The sequence below is a fragment of the Streptococcus mitis genome, assembly GCF_005144795.1.
Classification (GTDB): domain Bacteria; phylum Bacillota; class Bacilli; order Lactobacillales; family Streptococcaceae; genus Streptococcus; species Streptococcus mitis_BB.
Genome location: NZ_SWFJ01000007.1, coordinates 1 through 18,776, shown reverse-complemented (window position 1 = coordinate 18,776; position 18,776 = coordinate 1). Strand labels below are relative to the sequence as shown.

Genomic DNA, 18,776 nt, shown 5'->3' with positions numbered 1-18,776 from the left:
CTACATTCTAACAAACTATAAAAGCGTTTGACGAATTGAATTTATCAATCAAGCGACCAACTACCTCATCTTTTTTCTATTTCTGCCAATATGCGTGACAGGTAGTAATGATAGCCAGAAATAGCAAGAGCAAGCAGAAGGATAAGAACTCCTACTCCCAAGCTGATGGCAAGGATAGGGGAGAGAGACCGAACCAAGAATAAACTTGCTATGACTAAAATCATTAAGATAGCACTATAAATTAAGAGTAAAACTATTGCTACTATACGATTTGAACGGTTCACCAAGTCCGTAATGTTACTCCAATTGGTTGACAGATTTTTAACGTCCTTAAAGTAATGGTGGCAAGAAAGGATGACACTTGCAAGGGTCCAGACTACAAGAAGGTAAATCATCGAAAGGATGGGCAAGCCTAGATATAGAGAAAGGCCAAGTAAAGTCAGAACTGGTAAAAAGGACTGGACAGCAAATATAATCCAAAATTTCACTTTCACATAACGAGCAAAGTCAAAGGGTAAACTCTTAAGAAAATCAACATTTTCTCTCTCCAAGGACAAGGCAATTGAATGCAGGCTGGTGATATTGTTATTGACAACTGCTATAAACACTCCTACAAAAAACAAGGGTAACCAGTATGGAGGATGAATGTCTGGAACTATCTGAGAATCTCGGATGTTGGAAATCAGACCGATCATCATGAGATAAGGAAGGAAAGCACTTGTAAAAAGCACTGTAATCACGCCAGTTCCCTGTCCCAAGAGGGTGAGGTGGTAGCGTAAAACCATACGGAAAAAGCCCTTTTTATTAGTAGTTGAAATTCTCTCCTTATTGCGACGTTCTTTTTTGACCTTCTCCTCACTATTAAGCAGGATAACGTCATAAAAACGAGGAAGGACCTTCTTTTTGGTCAGGTAAAGCAAGAAAACAGTTAAAGCTATCCAAGCGAGCAGACCCAGTATGGCTTCTGTCGAAAAAGGCTCCACTGCTATTTTGTAAAAGATATGAAGAGGATAAAGGAGAAATGGAATGTCTCTAACTTTGTCAACAATACTTCCAAAAGTCGACTGTAGAAAGAGGACAAATATTAAAGGTATGAGAACCCCTATCCCAATCATCACATTCGAAAAAATAGACTGATACTTTCTGAAGACCCTAGTCTGAGCCAAGAAATGTACTGCCACTACCATCACTAAAGTAACAGAGACAAATAATAAGGCCAAGGACAGCAGCATCAAAGGCAAACCCAGCCATAGAGAAGGAGCTAGCCTAATATAGAGGACTAGAAAATAAGCTAGGATTGGTACAATTCCAGTTAGAGCTGGCAAGAGAACAGATAGTCCTTTAGCAATTATAATCTCTGATTCTTTAAAGGCATAAGGCCTATACGATACCAAGTCCTTACTCTCATAAAAGACATTGTAAAATGCAGTGAAAGAAGTTGAAAAGGCAAGCACCAGTAAAATAGCAACCATGGTACTAAAAAAACTTGGCCTTTCCTCAAAAGGAAAACGAAAGGCTATATTTATAAACATGAAAAGCATCAAGAGACTGGAAAAAATGTAAGAACTTAGGACTCTAGCGGAAACATTTACTTTTTTCCCAGGATTCTTAGCTTGCTTCTTTCGTAGGTTAGCCAGATTAGCTTCTTGAGATGAATAGAGGATATTGATATCAACTAATTTTTTAATGACCTTGAGACGCATCTGAAACCTCCTCTTTTCTACCAGCAAGGCTAAGGTAGATACTTTCCAAAGACTGGTCTGGGTGGTCTTTTCTCAAGTCCTCTACCTTACCACAATAAATCAAATGCCCCTTTTTCAAAATGGCAATCCGATCACAGACTTGCTCTGCCACCTCTAGGACATGGGTTGAAAACAAGACCGTCTTACCTTTTTGTGCATGTTCCTTCATCATTTGCTTCAAATCAAAGGCAGCCTGGGGATCCAAACCAGTCAAGGGTTCGTCCAAGACCCAAATATCGGGATCGGACAAGAGTGCTCCGATGACAAAGACTTTCTGACGCATTCCGTGAGAAAGGGTTTCAATAACTTGATAGCGGTTTTCAGCAAAATCAAAAACACTCAATAGCCTAGCTAAACTAGCTTCCAAGTCAGAGCTAGTTAGATCATAGGATGAAGCAATCAATTCCCAAAATTCATTGGCCGTTAAACGCAAAAATAAATCAGGCGAGTCTGCTACGTAGCCAATCTTTCGTTTAATAGCCAAGCGATTTTCCGATAAATCCTGACCGTCTACCAAAATACGACCACTGCTGGGCGAAATGATACTGACTAAGGATTTTATAGTGGTCGATTTCCCAGCTCCATTATGGCCAATCAAGCCCATAATCTCCCCATTTTCAATCTGCAAATTGAGATTACTCAAGGCCTCTTTATCACCATACAACTTACTAACATTTTGAAATTCAATCATGGGATGACTCCTATCTTTATCTGTATTACATACCATTATACTAGCACTTTGATACAAAAAAATCAACACTTTATTTTAAGTGGTTAAAATAGATTTCTTCTATCTTACGCAAACGTTTGAGCTAACCAATACTTTATGATAGAATAAAGAACAAGATTGACAAGTAAGAGGAAACATCATGCAAAATCAAACACTCATGCAATACTTTGAATGGTATCTGCCCCACGACGGCCAGCACTGGACGCGCCTGGCTGAAGATGCTCCACACCTAGCTGATCTCGGTATCAGCCATGTCTGGATGCCACCAGCTTTTAAGGCGACCAATGAAAAAGATGTCGGCTATGGGGTCTATGACTTATTCGACCTAGGCGAGTTTAACCAAAAAGGGACTGTCCGCACCAAGTATGGTTTCAAAGAAGACTATCTTCAAGCCATTCAAGCACTTAAAGCGCAGGGAATTCAACCTATGGCCGATGTAGTTCTCAACCACAAGGCTGCGGCCGATCACAGGGAAGCCTTTCAAGTTATTGAAGTGGATCCTGTAGACCGTACAGTTGAACTTGGAGAACCTTTCACTATTAATGGCTGGACTAACTTTACCTTCGATGGTCGCGAAAATACCTACAATGACTTCCACTGGCACTGGTACCACTTCACAGGTACAGACTACGATGCCAAACGCCGTAAATCTGGGATTTATCTCATCCAAGGGGACAACAAGGGATGGGCTAACGAGGAATTGGTCGATAACGAAAACGGTAACTATGACTACCTCATGTATGCCGACCTAGACTTTAAACATCCTGAAGTCATCCAAAATATCTATGACTGGGCTGACTGGTTCATGGAGACGACTGGTGTAGCTGGTTTCCGCTTGGATGCCGTTAAACACATTGACTCTTTCTTCATGCGCAATTTTATCCGTGATATGAAGGAAAAATACGGTGAAGATTTCTATGTTTTTGGTGAATTTTGGAATCCTGACAAGGAAGCCAATCTGGACTATCTTGAAAAAACGGAAGAACGCTTTGACCTTGTCGATGTTCGTCTCCACCAGAATCTCTTTGAAGCCAGTCAAGCTGGCGCAAACTATGACCTTCGTGATATTTTCACAGATAGCTTGGTTGAACTCAAACCTGACAAGGCTGTGACTTTTGTCGACAACCACGATACCCAACGTGGTCAGGCTCTTGAGTCTACTGTTGAAGAATGGTTCAAACCAGCAGCCTATGCCCTCATTCTATTACGCCAAGACGGCCTTCCATGTGTCTTTTACGGAGACTACTATGGGATTTCAGGTCAGTATGCTCAAGAAGATTTCAAAGAAGTCCTTGACCGCCTCCTAGCCATCCGAAAAGATTTGGCCTATGGAGAGCAAACAGACTACTTTGATGACGCTAATTGTATCGCTTGGGTACGTTCAGGTGCTGAAAATCAATCCCCAATCGCAGTCTTGATTTCAAATGACCAAGAAAACAGCAAGTCTATGTTTGTCGGCCAAGAATGGACTAACCAAACTTTCATAGACTTACTTGGAAACCACCAAAATCAAGTTACAATCGATGAGGAAGGTTATGGACAATTCCCAGTCTCAGCTACTTCGGTAAGTGTCTGGGCAGCCAATACTATTTAATAGTTCATAATATTTAAGCCAGATCCAATCGGATTTGGCTTTTTTGTATTCACAAAAAGACCTACCCAAATGGATAGATCTTTATACTTAATGAAAATCAAAGAGCAAACTAGGAAACTTGTCGTAGGTTGTACTTGAGTACGGCAAGGTGAGGCTGACGTTGTTTGAAGAGATTTTCGAAGAGTATTACTTGATTACAATTTACCTGCTACTGAATCCAACAATTCTTGGATCTTAGCTTGGTTGCTTCCTCCTGCCATGGCCATGTCTGGTTTACCACCACCACGTCCATCGACGATTGGTGCCAATTCTTTGACAAGGTTTCCTGCATGAAGGTCTTTTGTCTTACTTGCTACAAGGACATTGACTTTGTCACCTATAGCAGCAACAAGAACAAGAAGATCAGAGTAGTCTTTTTGTTTCCAGTTATCCGCAAAGGTACGAAGGGCACCAGCATCGGATACAGACACTTGGCTAGCGATATAACGGTGACCGTTGACTTCCTTCACATCCTTGAAGATGTCGCCTGCGGCTGCAGCTGCGGCTTTTTCTTTCAATTCAGCATTTTCTTTTTGAAGTTGACGAAGTTGTTCTTGAAGGCCTTCTACCTTGTGAGGTACTTCTTTAAGTTGAGGTGCTTTCAAGGTTGCTGCGACTGCTTTAAGAGCATCTTCTTGTTCACGGTAGGCTTCAAAGGCTTCCTTACCAGTCACCGCCAATATACGGCGAGTTCCTGATCCGATACCTTCTTCTTTGACAATCTTGAAGAGACCAATCTCAGAAGTGTTGCCAACGTGGGTACCACCACAAAGCTCGATAGAGTAGTCACCGATAGTAACAACACGAACTTCCTTACCGTATTTCTCACCAAAGAGAGCCATAGCTCCCATTTCCTTGGCAGTGTCAATATCTGTTTCAACTGTCTTCACTTCAAGAGCTTCCCAGATTTTCTCGTTGACTTGCTGTTCAATTGCGCGCGATTCTTCTGCAGTTACTGCTTGGAAATGGGTAAAGTCAAAGCGAAGAAATTCAACTTCGTTAAGAGATCCTGCTTGTGTTGCGTGATTTCCAAGGATATTGTGAAGAGCAGCGTGAAGCAAGTGAGTCGCAGTGTGGTTTTTCATAACACGGTGACGACGATTTGTATCAATTGCCAAGGTATATTCTTGGTTCAAGGCAAGCGGTGCAAGGACTTCAACTGTATGAAGAGCTTGTCCGTTTGGTGCTTTTTGAACATTGGTCACAGTAGCCACAACCTTACCTGACTCATCCAAGATTTGTCCGTGGTCAGCGACCTGTCCACCCATTTCAGCGTAGAATGGCGTTTCCGCAAAGATAAGAGAGGCAGTTCCTTCTGATACAGCTTCTACTTCTGCATTGTCAGACACGATAGCCACCAATTTAGAAGACAATTGGCTAGCATTGTAGTTGAAGACACTTTCTACAGTGATGTTTTGAAGGGTTTCATTTTGCATCCCCATTGAGCCACCTTTAACAGCTGAAGCACGCGCGCGTTCTTGCTGTTCTTTCATGGCTGCTTCAAAACCTTCACGGTCTACAGTCATACCAGCTTCCTCAGCAATTTCTTCAGTCAATTCAACTGGGAATCCATAAGTGTCATAAAGTTTGAAGACATCTTGTCCAGCGATAACCGTTTGACCTTTTTCTTTCAAGTCTGCTACAATGCCTTGGGCAAAGTGTTGACCTGAGTGAAGGGTACGGGCAAATGATTCTTCTTCGCTCTTAACGATTTTTTCGATAAAGTCACGTTTTTCAAGCACTTCTGGGTAGTAGCTTTCCATGATTTTTCCAACAGTTGGAACTAATTTGTAAAGGAAAGGCTCGTTGATACCCAATTTTTGACCATGCATAGAAGCACGACGGAGAAGACGACGAAGGACGTAACCACGACCTTCATTTCCAGGAAGGGCACCATCACCGATGGCAAATGACAAAGAACGAATGTGGTCAGCGATAACCTTAAAGCTCATGTTGTCGCCATCTTGGTCATAAACCTTACCAGACAATTTCTCTACTTCACGAATAATCGGCATGAAGAGGTCAGTTTCAAAGTTGGTCTTAGCCCCTTGGATAACGGCTACCAAACGCTCCAAACCAGCGCCCGTATCAATGTTCTTGTGTGGCAATTCCTTGTATTCGCTACGAGGAACAGCAGGGTCTGCGTTAAATTGTGACAAAACGATGTTCCAGATTTCGATATAACGGTCGTTTTCAATATCTTCTGCAAGTAAACGAATACCGATATTTTCTGGGTCAAAAGCTTCTCCACGGTCAAAGAAAATCTCTGTATCTGGTCCAGAAGGTCCCGCACCGATTTCCCAGAAGTTATCCTCGATTGGAATCAAATGACTTGGATCCACTCCCACTTCAATCCAGCGGTTGTATGAATCTTTATCAGCTGGATAGTAGGTCATGTAAAGTTTTTCAGCTGGGAAGTCAAACCATTCAGGGCTTGTCAAAAGCTCATATGCCCAAGTGATAGCTTCATCACGGAAGTAATCACCGATAGAGAAGTTCCCCAACATTTCAAACATGGTATGGTGACGTGCAGTCTTCCCTACGTTTTCGATGTCGTTGGTACGGATGGCTTTTTGGGCATTGGTAATACGTGGATTTTCAGGGATAATGGTCCCGTCAAAGTATTTCTTAAGAGTTGCTACCCCAGAGTTGATCCACAAAAGAGTTGGGTCATTTACAGGAACCAAACTTACTGATGGTTCTACTGAGTGACCTTTAGTCGCCCAGAAATCAAGCCACATTTGGCGTACTTGTGCACTAGATAGTTGTTTCATATTGTCTCCTTATTTACTTGTTTAATGTGATTGGCTTTCCAGCATTTCCACATAGTCAATCGCGACGCAGAGGGAAATGACTAGGTCTGCATAAGCGTCCTCAAGAACCGTTACGGTATAGGTAGAGGTCAGATGGAAGAGTTCCTTCTTAATTTCCGCAATCAGCTGATCGCGATCATCCAGCAATTTGAAATCCAAATCCCAGATATTGCCCTCGATACGAAGACCTAGATTATCAAACTCATACTTATCTCGCCAGAAGGTCAACTTCTTACGAATGACAAAACTCGAGCCATCCTGAAGCTGAATCTCAAAACGAGGGAGCAAGGTCAAGATTTCTTTACTAATCTGACTGACCTGTTCACCAGCCGCATCATAGATGGTAAAAGTTTTGGGAATCTTAAAAAATGATCCCTCCACCTGATAGGCGATTTCTCCCCTGTCATCCTTGATAGCGAAGCGTTCGCCTCCAAGACGAAACTTTTGTTTGACAAGAAATGTTTTCATCAACACCTCCAAAAATCAAAAGACAAGCTCATATCACGAAGGGCGAAAAACCGCGGTACCACCTTCATTCAATGAACTTGTCATTCTCTTATTCTTATGCAATTGTTAAATTGAGTAGCATGACTTCCTAGCTTAGATGGCTCGCAGCACCGCCATTTCTCTGGACTAAGACAACTGAAAATCAATTCTCAACTTTCTTATTATAACGTTTTTTTAAGCTTGCGTCAACTGGAAATGATTCTAACCAATAGTAGTGAGTTAGCTTTCTAAATTAACGTTTTAATTTATCTAGATCTACTTTGTGATGTTTGATGAGCTTTAGGCTTATAAATTGAAATTTTAACTCGTGTACGTTTCAAATCAACTTCCTCTCCTACTTTCGGACTTTGATCTACTACAGTCCCCTCCGATGTACCTTCAGGAGCAGTTGAAACTTCTACTCTTTCAATATTGGCTTCTTTAATACCAACAATGTTGATTAAATTATTTTTGGTAAACTCAAAACTTGAACCTGCATAATTTGGCATTGTAGCGCTAGTTCGTTCTTTTGTAACAGTCAAAATAATATCGGATGAATCATTCAAATCATATAAAGTTCCCTCCGATAAACTCTGACGTAAAATTGTACCGGGAGAATATTCATCACTTTCTTCTTCCTCAACTTTTATATGATTCTCAGTAATTTTTCTACTCTTCAATTCAGCTATAACATCCGAGGATTTTTGACCAATGTAGTTTCCAATATATACTTTTGTAGCCTGTGGTCTAGAAGAGGTAGAACTTGTAGATGAAGTTTGTTTATCTTTAGCTTTATTTCCACCAAGAGAAGCTTGCTTTGTAGAACTTGTGGAGCTTACTGAATTAGATGATTGAGTTGATTGAGTTGATTGCTTAGTACTGTTATGAGATGATTTAGACTTACTCATACCTATGAAAAAAGTTCCAATTATCACTAATAAAAGTAAGCTTGTAGCTATTCCGAAAAACCACTTTATTCTATTGATTTTCTCTCGATGATGCCTTGCTAATTCTTCCTGTTCTTTTTCTCTCTCTTTCTCAAGCAGATATTGATTATACTCAGTTTCTGCTTCTGCTAAGAGTATCTGAATTCTCCCTCTCTCATCTTCAGTTTCAGCTTTAGCCCATAGTTTTTTTAAATCAAATATATTATCTTTATATTGTTGCTCTTTACGTAGTTCTAACTCTCTTTCATGTCTAAATTTCTCATCCCATTGTCGCTGACGTTCTAGTTCATTTCTCTCCTCTAATGCCTCATTCTGCTTCCAAGCAAGACGATTTTGTTCTTGTAATGCTGCGTGTTGTTTTTGGTTAGATTCTTGCTGCTCCCATCTTTGTTGTTCTAACAAATTATTTTGTCTTCTTAATTCTTGATTTCGTTCTGCATCTCGAAGATCTCTTTCCCAATTATTCAAACTATTTATACCTCCTTCTAATTTGAATTATATCCATGTTCTTTAGATTTTAAAACTTCTTTCCACCAGGATTCACGTTTTAAAACAAATTTATCATCTATTTTTCCATTATAGTTTTCTAATACAGAGTATTGAAAATTATCTTTAACATAATTAAACCCTTGTTTTTCAACTAAAATCTTAAGTTCTTTGTTGCCACCATGTCCATTATCCACATAGGATTGCCAACGTTGTAAAAGCATACCATAATTTGAAGTTGCTGATCCGACATATAATTTACCATTCTGCTTATCAGTAATAAGATAAATAGCCTTTTGATTTTGTAAAGCAGTTATCCAATCTTTTTTTCTCAAACGTAAAATCAATTCTAAGTCTCTATAAGATAAAGAAATATTATCATAACCCGGAAATTCTTCCCCACCAAATGAATCTGATAACAATTGCTCTATAATCAATTCTTCATTACAAGTTGAATATTTTAGAACTGAACCTCTAGATTTTTTTCTATACCTAATAATTAAACGCCCAAAAAGTGCAGAATACTCATTCAATTCAATTCCTTCATAGTTCTGACCCCCAGTTACAAAAAGTTCCTTGGTAACTTCTTTTATTGTAGTCAATAACCATTTATTATTGTCTATCTTAATAAAATTTATAACGATATCTCCAACATTAAAATATCGCTTATTTGTTCTCCAAAATAGATTGTAGTTGTTTATTATTTCCTCATCTCTTAAATAGGTCTGAATTGGGTTTTCTCCAGTCCAATTATTAAACTTCACCTTGAATTTCCATTGATTTTGTTCACTTATATTCAAAATATCATTTAACTTTAAATCCATAACAAAACTTTATTCCCCATAATATTTGCTAAATTTTACATTTCTCACATATTATACAAAAATGTATAGTTATGGTCAAACTTTTATCAGGTTACTTTAATTAATAGCTATCATCAAAAAAACGAACCAGCTTGACTGATTCGTTTTCTTACATTCTACTCCTACTTCCGGTACATTTTAAACTGTAGGAAGAGGTCACTATATTTTCCTGTCCACTTATGGTCAAATTTCTCATAAACTTCTAGGTGTTTCATGGTTTCAGCATCTGGATAGAAGGCTTTGTCTTCTTTTTTCTCCTCTGGGAGCAGTTCCTTAGCTGGTAGGTTTGGTGTTGAATAGCCGACATACTCCGCATTTTTAAGAGCATTTTCGGGTTTCAACATAAAGTTGATAAATGCATAGGCTGCATCTTGGTTTTTGACGGTTTTGGGAATGACCATATTGTCAAACCAAAGGTTGCTGGCCTCAGTTGGTACCACATAGCGTAGGTTTTCATTTTTTTCTAGCATTTGGCTGGCTTCACCAGAGAAGGTCACGCCGATAGCAGCATTATTCTGAATCATGTAACCCTTCATCTCGTCCGCCACAATAGCCTTGATATTTGGAGTCAACTTGTAGAGCTTATCCACTGTCTCTTCCAATTGCTGAGTATCCTTGGAGTTGAGGCTGTAGCCGAGGGAGTTGAGTCCTAGTCCCAGCACCTCACGCGCCCCATCAAAGAGCATGATAGAGTTTTTATACTCTGGCTTCCAAAGGTCATCCCAATGCTCAGGCGCCTCATCTACCATGGTTTCATTGTAGACAATTCCCAAGGTTCCCCAGAAATAAGGAATGGAGAATTTATTGCCTGGGTCAAAGGACTGGTTGAGGAACTCTGGTCCGATATTTTCAAGACCTTCAAGTTTTGAATAATCAAGCGGAACCAAGAGATCTTCGTCCTTCATCTTGTTGATCATGTATTCACTTGGGATGGCAATATCGTAGGTTGTTCCACCCTGCTTGATTTTGGTATACATGGCTTCGTTGGAGTCAAAGGTCTCATACTGGACTTGGATGCCTGTTTCTTCTGTGAATTGCTCCAAGAGTTCTGGATCGATATAGTCCCCCCAGTTGTAAATGACCAGTTTTTGACTATCTCGACTATTGATTTTACTATCTAGATGAGTCGCAATTCCCCACAAGATCAGGATGATGGCTGCAATTCCTGCTAAAAATGAATAGAGTTTTTTCATGCTTGCTCCTCCTTCTCACGTGAGATAAAGTAATAACCAACAACCAGGATAATACTAAAGAGAAAGACAAGGGCAGACAGGGCATTGATTTCTAGCGAAATCCCCTTCCGAGCACGAGAGTAAATCTCGACCGAGAGGGTTGAAAAGCCATTTCCCGTTACAAAGAAGGTCACGGCAAAGTCATCCAGTGAATAGGTGAAGGCCATGAAATAACCTGCAATGATAGACGGAGTCAGGTAAGGAAGCATGATTTCCTTGAACATCTGAAATTGACTGGCACCAAGGTCATAGGCCGCATGAATCATATCGCCATTCATTTCCTTGAGTCGAGGCAAGACCATCAAGACCACGATAGGAATGGAGAAGGCCACGTGACTAGATAGAACGGTCAAAAAGCCAAGTGAAAACTTGAGTTGGGTAAAAAGAATCAAGAAGCTGGCACCAATCATAACATCAGGCGCAACCATAAGGATATTATTGAGTGATAGAAAGGCTTCTTGGTATTTCTTACGAGACTGATAGATATAGATAGCTCCAAAAGTCCCGATAATGGTCGCTATCAAGGCTGATAGAAAGGCCAAGAAAAAGGTCTGGGTCACAATCAACATAAGGCGACCATCGACAAACATGGTTTTAAAATGGCTCAAGCTAAAGCCTGTAAAGCTATTCATGTCATTGCCTGCATTAAAGGCATAACCAATCAGGTAAAAAATCGGCAGGTAGAGGACAAGAAAGACCAGTCCTAGATAAAGGTTGGCAAATTTTTTCATCGTTCTCTCCTTTCCTTGGTCACCCACATGGTGATGAACATGGTCAGAATGAGAATCACACCGATGGTTGAACCCATACCGTAGTTGTCATTGGTTAGGAAGTTCTGTTCAATAGCCGTTCCCAAGGTGATAACGCGGTTCCCACCAATCAAACGGGTCAGCATGAAGAGACTCAAGCTTGGAATAAAGACCGACTGAACTCCACTTCGCACGCCGTTCATAGACAGAGGGAAGATGACATGACGGAAAGTCTCCCACTTGGTCGCACCTAGATCGTAGCTGGCATTGATGAGGTTATTATCCATATCATCCAAGACATTGAAAATCGGCAAAATCATAAAGGGAAGCTCGATGTAGCTTGCGACAAAGATAAAGGAGAAATCGGTAAAGAGCAACTGTTGCGAACCGATTCCGATAAATTCCAAGAATTGGTTAATAGAGCCATTCTGACCAAAAATTCCGATAAAGGCATAGGCTTTAAGGAGCAAATTGATCCAGGTAGGCAGGATAATCAACATGAGCCAGAGTTGACGGTGCTTGAGACGGGTCAAAAAGAAGGCTGTTGGATAGCTGATAAGCAGGGTCACAAAGGTCACAATTCCTGCATAAAGCACGGAGTTAAAGCTCATTTTGAGGTAGGTCAAGTTTTGTGAAGCAAAGTAAGATTTATAATTTTCTATACTGAACTGGCCTTCGATGTTGAAAAAGGATTGTCCGAAAATCAAGACCAAGGGTGCCAGGACAAAGAGGGCAATCCAAAGCATGTAGGGCACTACAAAGAGTTTAGAGCTTGTTTTCTTCATCTCTTTCCTCCTCGATTGCATTGATCAGACCTGCTTCTTGCTCTTCAATTTCTACGTATTCTTCGATACGAGCATCGAACTCTTCTTCAGTTTCGTTGAGACGCATGATATGGATGTCTTCTGGTTCAAAGTCCAGACCGATTTCCTCACCCACGATGGCCTTACGGGTTGAGTGGATCATCCATTCATTCCCAAGTTCGTCATAGGCGATAATTTCATAGTGCACCCCACGGAAAAGCTGGGTATCGACCTTAACTTGGAGCTTGCCTTCTTCAGGAAGGGTAATACGCAAGTCCTCTGGACGAATCACGACCTCGACAGGTTCATTCGGCTTCATCCCACCATCGACCGCTTCAAAGCGTTTGCCGTTAAACTCAACCAAGTAGTCCTCAATCATGGTTCCTGGCAAGATATTTGACTCACCGATAAAGGTAGCAACAAAGTGGTTGATCGGCTCGTCATAGATGTCCACAGGTGTTCCAGACTGGACAATCTCGCCATCATTCATAACGAAAATCCAGTCACTCATGGCAAGAGCTTCTTCCTGATCGTGAGTGACAAAGACGAAGGTAATGCCCAATCGTTGTTGCAATTCACGGAGTTCGTACTGCATGTCTGTTCTTAATTTCAAGTCCAGCGCTGACAAAGGCTCGTCCAGCAAAACCACACGAGGTTGGTTGATGATGGCACGGGCAATGGCCACACGCTGGCGTTGTCCCCCAGAAAGTTTACGGATGGAACGTTTTTCGTAACCTTCCAACTGAACCATCTTGAGAACTTCCGCTACGCGCTGCTCGATTTCTTTCTTGTCAATTTTACGCAAGCGAAGTGGAAAAGCAACATTTTCAAACACATTCATATGTGGAAACAAGGCATAGGATTGGAAGACCGTATGCACATCTCGCTTGTTGGTTGGGATGTCATTGATACGGACACCATCCAGCAAAATATCTCCTGTCGTCGCATCCAGTAAACCTGCAATGATGTTAAGGATAGTTGATTTCCCTGAACCAGACGCGCCTAGAAGAGTATAGAACTTCCCTTCTTCCAACTCAAAGTTGATATCTTTGAGAACCTTGGTGTTGCTGTCTTCAAAAACTTTAGAGACGTTTTTGAATTCAATAATTGGTTTTTTCAATTGTCATTTATTCCTTCTTTTTCATAGATTAACAGATCAGGGCTCTGTCAGGCCGCTACTACCTCGCGTAGGAGATTGAACTGCCTACATTCTTCTGCACTGACGATAGGCTTTCACCCCCTTTCCATGACATAGCAGCAGCTTTTCAACTACAGCTTCCTACTTGCTTTCACCCAAGATACGAACTTCTCTCTCAAGAGTAACGCCAGAGTGTTCCTTGACTTTTTCGATAACAGACTCAATCAAGTCCTCGTAGTCTTTAGCCGTTCCATCAGCGACATTGATCATAAAACCTGCGTGTTTTTCTGAGACTTCTACTCCACCAATACGATAGCCTTTCAAGCCAGCTTCAGAAATTAACTGACCTGCAAAATGCCCTACTGGACGCTTAAAGACCGAACCACAAGATGGATATTCTAAAGGTTGCTTGAGTTCACGTAGATGCGTCAAGCGATCCATTTCTTGCTTGATAACCGGATGGCTTCCTGGGGCTAGGGCAAATTTAGCTGATAAGACAACTGCACCAGACTCCTGAATGGCTGAATGGCGGTAACCAAAAGCCAAGTCCTTGACAGATAGGGTCTCGATTTCTCCATCCTTGGTCAAAATTTTACAAGACTGTAAGATGTGGGCAATCTCACCACCATAGGCACCCGCATTCATAAAGACAGCACCACCGACACTTCCAGGAATACCACAAGCAAACTCAAAACCAGTCAAACTATGACGGAGGGCAATGCGAGTTGTTTCAATCAAGTTAGCACCAGCCTCAGCTTCGATGGTATAGCCATCAACGGAAACATGATTGAGCTTGTCACACAAGATAACAAATCCACGAATCCCACCATCACGAACAATGATGTTGCTAGCATTTCCAAGAACCATCCAAGGAATATTTTCTTGATTAGCAAATTTAACAACGCGCGCCAACTCAAAACGATTTCGTGGAAAGACCAAATAATCGGCCTCTCCACCTACTTTTGTATAACTATAGCTATGCAAGGGTTCTTTGAAACGGATATCAATCCCTTCTAAGATTTCAAGCATGTTTTCTTTTACTGACATGACACTCTTCCTTTTACAAAATTCATTCCATTATACCATTTTTAAGACCATTTGACGACCCTAAAAAATCTTGAGCTTATTTTAAATAAAAAAAGAGGTTTCCCCCTTTTCTTATGATTTTTTGCAAAAGATTGCCTTAGTTCCATAGGCAACTAGGAACAGTTCAACTAGTAGAATGACTTCAACCAAGACTGGACTTGTCAGCCAGCCAACTTGGGCTAGAGATGGTGCCAGGTCAAAGAAGGCATGTAGTCCATAGGCCGCTAGGAGATAAATCCATTTCTTCTGGCGAACAGCTTGGTAAACCCAAACAGTCAAAAGCAATTGGAAACCTAGAGCCAAAATTCGCTCAAAACCAAGCAAATAAATCTGCCAGACTGATAGCGACTGGATAGTTTTCAACATATTTTCAGACAGCAATTGCATAACCTGTGGATTTTGCGTTTGAACTGCTGAGAGAACGATGTAGAGATTAATCAAACTAGTAAGGCCTAGGAAAATCAACTCCAAGCCACCATGCCCCAATCCATAAGCCAAGGCATCTGCCTTTTCCAAACTTCTCTTTTTCTCCAACCATTTGAAGAAAATAAGACGAGCAGTTTCCTCAAAAAATGCTGCCATGGCTAGGCCATAGATGATATAGACAAGCGGATGGTCTTGCAAGAGGGCAATACTGCCGTCTTTTTGAGGATGCAAAACCAAGATATGCACCAGTTTTTCTAAAATCTGTGAAGAGACAAAGAAAGCAACAGCCCCCAAGCCCAAGACAGCTAGATTAATCTGGTATTTCTTTTTGGCATACCAAATGCTCCCTATCAAGAAAGCTAGTAACAGCAACATGGTAATAATGATATGAATAGTCATTCTCTTCTCCTATTCTGCCTTTTCAATATCTTTTTTCATCTCGTCAACATTGAACTTAGCAAACAAGTATTGACGGTCTTGGACTGGGAAACGTTGATCCAATTGGTCAACAGCTCCCACTTCGATAATTCCTTCCTTAATGACAAAGTCCATGACATGCCCACCGAAGGTCAAATCATCTGAAATGAAGTGCAGATGGTAGCCTGCCACACTGACCCCATGGAAAATCTCTGGCGTCCAGAAACCAACGATGGTCCCCGCCACATTGTCACGACTATATTCCGGTTGACGAGTTGCGACCTCAGCAAACTTGGTATCTGGTGTCGACTTGGGAATCATGCGCACATGCATATGCGAAAATTCCCCACGAATCTTGATAGAGCGGAAAAGATTTTCCCCATCATAATAAGACTCGATTCGCTCTTCCAATTCCTTGTCTGTCATCTCAAAGCGCTGGCGGAAAATGACCTCTGCCTGATGCGGTACTACTGCTGCGTAAGGAATAAGGGCATCTGGTGACACTTCTACAATTTCCGGTTGCTCTCCTGAGCCTTTAGCCTGATAAGCTTTGCCATCCAAGACAATCAATTCCCCATCAATGGAATCCAAGGTTCCCAAACCAAGGTCACCATGCTCTAGCAATTCTCCTACTGTCATGGTACCACCATAAAGGCCAGCCATCAAGGCTCCAAGGGTATTGTATTGAAATAATTTCACTGGTTCCTGCACGTTCTTATCCATTCACTTTCTTGTCTGTTATTCTATAAATGTTACTCCTAAGTATACCACATTTGCCCCTAGATGTGAACGAGAGAAACACCTTAGACATTGCCAAGAAGGAAAAAAAAAGGTACAATGTAACAAAATCAAGGGAGGTCTGGAATGAAGAAACAAAGCAAGTACCAAGAGGTCGTTTCCTATCTGAAAAATGGCATCGAGTCTGGACGCTTTCCGACGGGAAGTCGCCTGCCTTCTATCCGTCAACTGAGCCTTGACTTTCACTGTAGCAAGGATACTATCCAACGAGCCCTGCTGGAATTACGGCACGAACAATACCTCTATGCCAAGCCCCAGAGTGGTTACTATGTCCTAGAACAAGGGCAACACCAGGATCTAGAAATCGAAGTCACTGACGAACATGCCAGTGCCTATGATGATTTCCGACTCTGTATCAATGAAACTTTGATTGGCCGAGAAAACTACCTCTTCAACTACTATGACAACCAAGAAGGATTAGAAGACTTAAGACAATCCATCCATAAACTACTCTTTGACCAAGCTCTCTACTGCAAGGCAGACCAGTTGATATTGACTTCTGGAACCCAGCAAGCCTTGTTTATCCTTTCTCAAATTTCCTTTCCTAGCCAAGCCAAGGAAATCTTGGTGGAACAGCCGACCTACCATCGGATGAATCGCCTCTTGATTGCTCAAGGTCTGGACTATCAAACGATTGAACGAGGCATTGATGGGATTGACTTGGAGGAGCTGGAAGGCCACTTCAAAACAGGAAAAATTAAGTTTTTCTACACCATTCCTCGTTTTCACTATCCTCTGGGGCATTCCTATTCTGAGCAGGACAAACGAGCCATTCTTGACTTAGCTTCCAAGTATGGTGTCTATATCGTAGAGGACGACTATTTGGGGGATTTGGACTCTAAAAAGGGCCAGACCTTCCACTATCTAGATACAGAGGAGCGCGTCATTTATATCAAGTCCTTCTCAACCAGCCTCTTTCCAGCCCTGCGGATTACGGCACTCATTCTGCCAAATGCTATCAAAGAAGCCTTTGTGGCCTACAAAAATATCCTAGACTACGACAGCAACCTCATCATGCAAAAGGCCTTATCACTCTATATTGACAGTCAATTATTTGAGAAAAATCGTCTGGCTCGCTTGTCCAATCAGGAAACTTACCAAAAACAAATCGAGGAAATCTTAACTAAAACACCTTGTCCCCTTCCTCATTATCCCCTACACGATGGTTTATTGCTCGATCTCAGACAGTATCCTAAAATCGCCAGCCTAAAACACAGTCAGCTGAAATTGGACTTCTTTGAGGAGGCTTACTTGGATGCCTGCCCTTATCAATTTGCCAAGGTATCCTTAGAAAATCTAGAAAAGGTTTTAAACTATTTAAAAGCAGAATTGGAATAACCTCCAACTCTGCTTTTTTCTTATTCTTCAACTTCTGTTAGGGTTGCTGCTTTTTCAAGATATTTTTGGTAGGTACCGTCATCCTTGAGTTTTTGGATGACCTTGTCCACCACTTCTTTCAAATCAGCACTATTTTTTCTAAGAGCAACGGCATTGGCTTCGCCGTCCTTCATCTTCAAGCTGACAGTTGCGACAGCTAAGTCGGCATTTTTAGCAGCATAGCTAAGCGCAACAGGCTCATCCATGTGAACAGCATCTACTTTTCCAGCCTGTAATTCATTAACAGCTTCACCCATATTGGTTAGGGATGTCAATTGAGCTTTTGGCAATTGTTCCTTGACCATCGATTCTGGAACAGTCCCTTTTTGGGCTGCAATATTGGCACTTTCTAGACTAGTTAGATCCTTGTATTTTTCTACATCAGACTTACGAACCAAGAAACTAATCTTGTTTTCATAGTAAGGAATTGAAAAATCAAAGACTTCTTTTCTCTCGTCAGTAGCGCTAATTCCCGCAACTGCTAGATCAGCCTTACCAGTTTGAAGACTGGTCAAGACATTGTCAAAACTCATACTTGAAATTTCCAACTTAACCCCAAGTTCATCAGCAATAGCCTGAGCCATATCAATATCTGCACCGACTACCTGATTTTTCCCGTCAACCAAGGCTTGGAATTCAAAAGGTGCATAATCAGGACTAGTCGCCACAACTAATTTCCCCTTTTGCTTAATGGCCTCAAGAGCTGACTGAGAACCATTAGAACCCGACTGGCAAGCCACTAAGAAGAAACTTGCAAGAAAGCTACATAAAACAAATATCCATTTTTTTGATTTCATAAATAAACAACCTTTCTGTTAATTTTGTATAATTATAACTCTATACAACTTACTTGTCAAGTGTTTTTTGAATTTTTATCTTAAAAATATTTTTTTAATTCAAAAAAGGAGCTATCAATTGATTTCGGCTCTATAATATTCGTAGTGGGTAAATCCCCTATAGATATTATGGAGCCTATTTTTGTGTAGAAAAAAAGTCCCATATGACCTATAATGAAAAGCGACTAAACAACTCATTAGAAAGAATCATATG

At 41.1% G+C, this 18,776-nt stretch carries 15 protein-coding genes and 1 pseudogene; 2 read left to right on the top strand and 14 right to left on the bottom strand.

The features are described from left to right. Positions 1 to 65 precede the first annotated feature (65 nt). Positions 66 to 1,703 carry a hypothetical protein gene (locus FBF73_RS05760; protein ID WP_136937234.1) on the bottom strand — a complete coding sequence of 546 codons (1,638 nt, stop codon included), beginning with the start codon at positions 1,701 to 1,703 and terminating at the stop codon, positions 66 to 68. Further along, complete coding sequence (locus FBF73_RS05755) at positions 1,684 to 2,433, bottom strand: ABC transporter ATP-binding protein (RefSeq protein WP_136937233.1); 750 nt, start codon at positions 2,431 to 2,433, stop codon at positions 1,684 to 1,686. Before FBF73_RS05755 ends, FBF73_RS05760 begins: the two co-directional genes overlap by 20 nt. Before the next feature lie 178 nt (positions 2,434 to 2,611). On the opposite strand from FBF73_RS05755, the gene FBF73_RS05750 reads away from it, so the two are divergent. Next, a complete protein-coding gene (locus FBF73_RS05750) occupies positions 2,612 to 4,066 on the top strand; it encodes an alpha-amylase (RefSeq protein ID WP_136937232.1) in 1,455 nt (484 codons plus the stop codon). Between the two features lie 194 nt (positions 4,067 to 4,260). On the opposite strand, the gene alaS is transcribed toward FBF73_RS05750, so the two are convergent. The 11 genes and pseudogenes from alaS to budA all read right to left on the bottom strand — a co-directional run bounded on the left by alaS (position 4,261) and on the right by budA (position 16,274). After that, positions 4,261 to 6,879: an alanine--tRNA ligase gene (gene alaS, locus FBF73_RS05745; RefSeq protein WP_136937231.1), complete on the bottom strand. Its 2,619-nt coding sequence runs from the start codon at positions 6,877 to 6,879 to the stop codon at positions 4,261 to 4,263. Positions 6,880 to 6,900: 21 nt separating this feature from the next. Continuing rightward, positions 6,901 to 7,386: an LURP-one-related/scramblase family protein gene (locus FBF73_RS05740; protein ID WP_020903187.1), complete on the bottom strand. Its 486-nt coding sequence runs from the start codon at positions 7,384 to 7,386 to the stop codon at positions 6,901 to 6,903. 284 nt (positions 7,387 to 7,670) lie between these two features. Next, a pseudogene (locus tag FBF73_RS10125) lies at positions 7,671 to 8,135 on the bottom strand (PASTA domain-containing protein); the annotation flags it as partial. 701 nt (positions 8,136 to 8,836) lie between these two features. After that, positions 8,837 to 9,661 (bottom strand): GIY-YIG nuclease family protein, encoded by an 825-nt coding sequence (locus FBF73_RS05730; RefSeq protein ID WP_136937229.1) that lies wholly within the window; start codon positions 9,659 to 9,661, stop codon positions 8,837 to 8,839. Between the two features lie 161 nt (positions 9,662 to 9,822). Beyond that, the gene (locus FBF73_RS05725; protein ID WP_136937228.1) at positions 9,823 to 10,893 is read right to left on the bottom strand and encodes an ABC transporter substrate-binding protein; all 1,071 of its coding nucleotides are present in this window, start codon (positions 10,891 to 10,893) and stop codon (positions 9,823 to 9,825) included. Continuing rightward, positions 10,890 to 11,663 (bottom strand): ABC transporter permease, encoded by a 774-nt coding sequence (locus FBF73_RS05720; protein WP_136937227.1) that lies wholly within the window; start codon positions 11,661 to 11,663, stop codon positions 10,890 to 10,892. The genes FBF73_RS05725 and FBF73_RS05720 overlap by 4 nt, the downstream gene beginning before the upstream one ends. Further along, positions 11,660 to 12,466 (bottom strand): ABC transporter permease, encoded by an 807-nt coding sequence (locus FBF73_RS05715; RefSeq protein ID WP_136937226.1) that lies wholly within the window; start codon positions 12,464 to 12,466, stop codon positions 11,660 to 11,662. Before FBF73_RS05715 ends, FBF73_RS05720 begins: the two co-directional genes overlap by 4 nt. Beyond that, a complete protein-coding gene (locus tag FBF73_RS05710) occupies positions 12,447 to 13,604 on the bottom strand; it encodes an ABC transporter ATP-binding protein (protein WP_000742900.1) in 1,158 nt (385 codons plus the stop codon). Before FBF73_RS05710 ends, FBF73_RS05715 begins: the two co-directional genes overlap by 20 nt. A 159-nt stretch (positions 13,605 to 13,763) precedes the next feature. Continuing rightward, the gene (gene murB / locus FBF73_RS05705) at positions 13,764 to 14,669 is read right to left on the bottom strand and encodes a UDP-N-acetylmuramate dehydrogenase (protein WP_000111599.1); all 906 of its coding nucleotides are present in this window, start codon (positions 14,667 to 14,669) and stop codon (positions 13,764 to 13,766) included. Between the two features lie 111 nt (positions 14,670 to 14,780). Further along, a complete protein-coding gene (locus FBF73_RS05700; protein WP_136937225.1) occupies positions 14,781 to 15,533 on the bottom strand; it encodes a YhfC family intramembrane metalloprotease in 753 nt (250 codons plus the stop codon). Between the two features lie 9 nt (positions 15,534 to 15,542). Further along, positions 15,543 to 16,274, bottom strand: a complete 732-nt coding sequence (budA, locus tag FBF73_RS05695; RefSeq protein ID WP_125454691.1) for an acetolactate decarboxylase — start codon at positions 16,272 to 16,274, stop codon at positions 15,543 to 15,545. Positions 16,275 to 16,415: 141 nt separating this feature from the next. Between budA and FBF73_RS05690 the strand changes: the two genes are divergently transcribed. Further along, the gene (locus FBF73_RS05690) at positions 16,416 to 17,687 is read left to right on the top strand and encodes a PLP-dependent aminotransferase family protein (RefSeq protein WP_136937224.1); all 1,272 of its coding nucleotides are present in this window, start codon (positions 16,416 to 16,418) and stop codon (positions 17,685 to 17,687) included. A 20-nt stretch (positions 17,688 to 17,707) separates the two neighbouring features. Here the strand turns inward: FBF73_RS05690 and FBF73_RS05685 are convergent, their stop codons facing one another. Then, positions 17,708 to 18,523: an ABC transporter substrate-binding protein gene (locus tag FBF73_RS05685; protein WP_136937223.1), complete on the bottom strand. Its 816-nt coding sequence runs from the start codon at positions 18,521 to 18,523 to the stop codon at positions 17,708 to 17,710. Positions 18,524 to 18,776 lie beyond the last annotated feature (253 nt).

Bases quoted from the DNA above. Each gene is read 5' to 3' on its own strand.
- FBF73_RS05755 (WP_136937233.1), bottom strand. From the start codon at position 2,433: ATGATTGAATTTCAAAATGTTAGTAAGTTGTATGGTGATAAAGAGGCC.
- budA (WP_125454691.1), bottom strand. From the start codon at position 16,274: ATGGATAAGAACGTGCAGGAACCAGTGAAATTATTTCAATACAATACC.
- FBF73_RS05685 (WP_136937223.1), bottom strand. From the start codon at position 18,523: ATGAAATCAAAAAAATGGATATTTGTTTTATGTAGCTTTCTTGCAAGT.
- FBF73_RS05720 (WP_136937227.1), bottom strand. From the start codon at position 11,663: ATGAAAAAATTTGCCAACCTTTATCTAGGACTGGTCTTTCTTGTCCTC.
- murB (WP_000111599.1), bottom strand. From the start codon at position 14,669: ATGTCAGTAAAAGAAAACATGCTTGAAATCTTAGAAGGGATTGATATC.
- FBF73_RS05740 (WP_020903187.1), bottom strand. From the start codon at position 7,386: ATGAAAACATTTCTTGTCAAACAAAAGTTTCGTCTTGGAGGCGAACGC.
- FBF73_RS05750 (WP_136937232.1), top strand. From the start codon at position 2,612: ATGCAAAATCAAACACTCATGCAATACTTTGAATGGTATCTGCCCCAC.
- FBF73_RS05700 (WP_136937225.1), bottom strand. From the start codon at position 15,533: ATGACTATTCATATCATTATTACCATGTTGCTGTTACTAGCTTTCTTG.
- FBF73_RS05730 (WP_136937229.1), bottom strand. From the start codon at position 9,661: ATGGATTTAAAGTTAAATGATATTTTGAATATAAGTGAACAAAATCAA.
- FBF73_RS05725 (WP_136937228.1), bottom strand. From the start codon at position 10,893: ATGAAAAAACTCTATTCATTTTTAGCAGGAATTGCAGCCATCATCCTG.
- FBF73_RS05690 (WP_136937224.1), top strand. From the start codon at position 16,416: ATGAAGAAACAAAGCAAGTACCAAGAGGTCGTTTCCTATCTGAAAAAT.
- FBF73_RS05760 (WP_136937234.1), bottom strand. From the start codon at position 1,703: ATGCGTCTCAAGGTCATTAAAAAATTAGTTGATATCAATATCCTCTAT.
- FBF73_RS05715 (WP_136937226.1), bottom strand. From the start codon at position 12,466: ATGAAGAAAACAAGCTCTAAACTCTTTGTAGTGCCCTACATGCTTTGG.
- alaS (WP_136937231.1), bottom strand. From the start codon at position 6,879: ATGAAACAACTATCTAGTGCACAAGTACGCCAAATGTGGCTTGATTTC.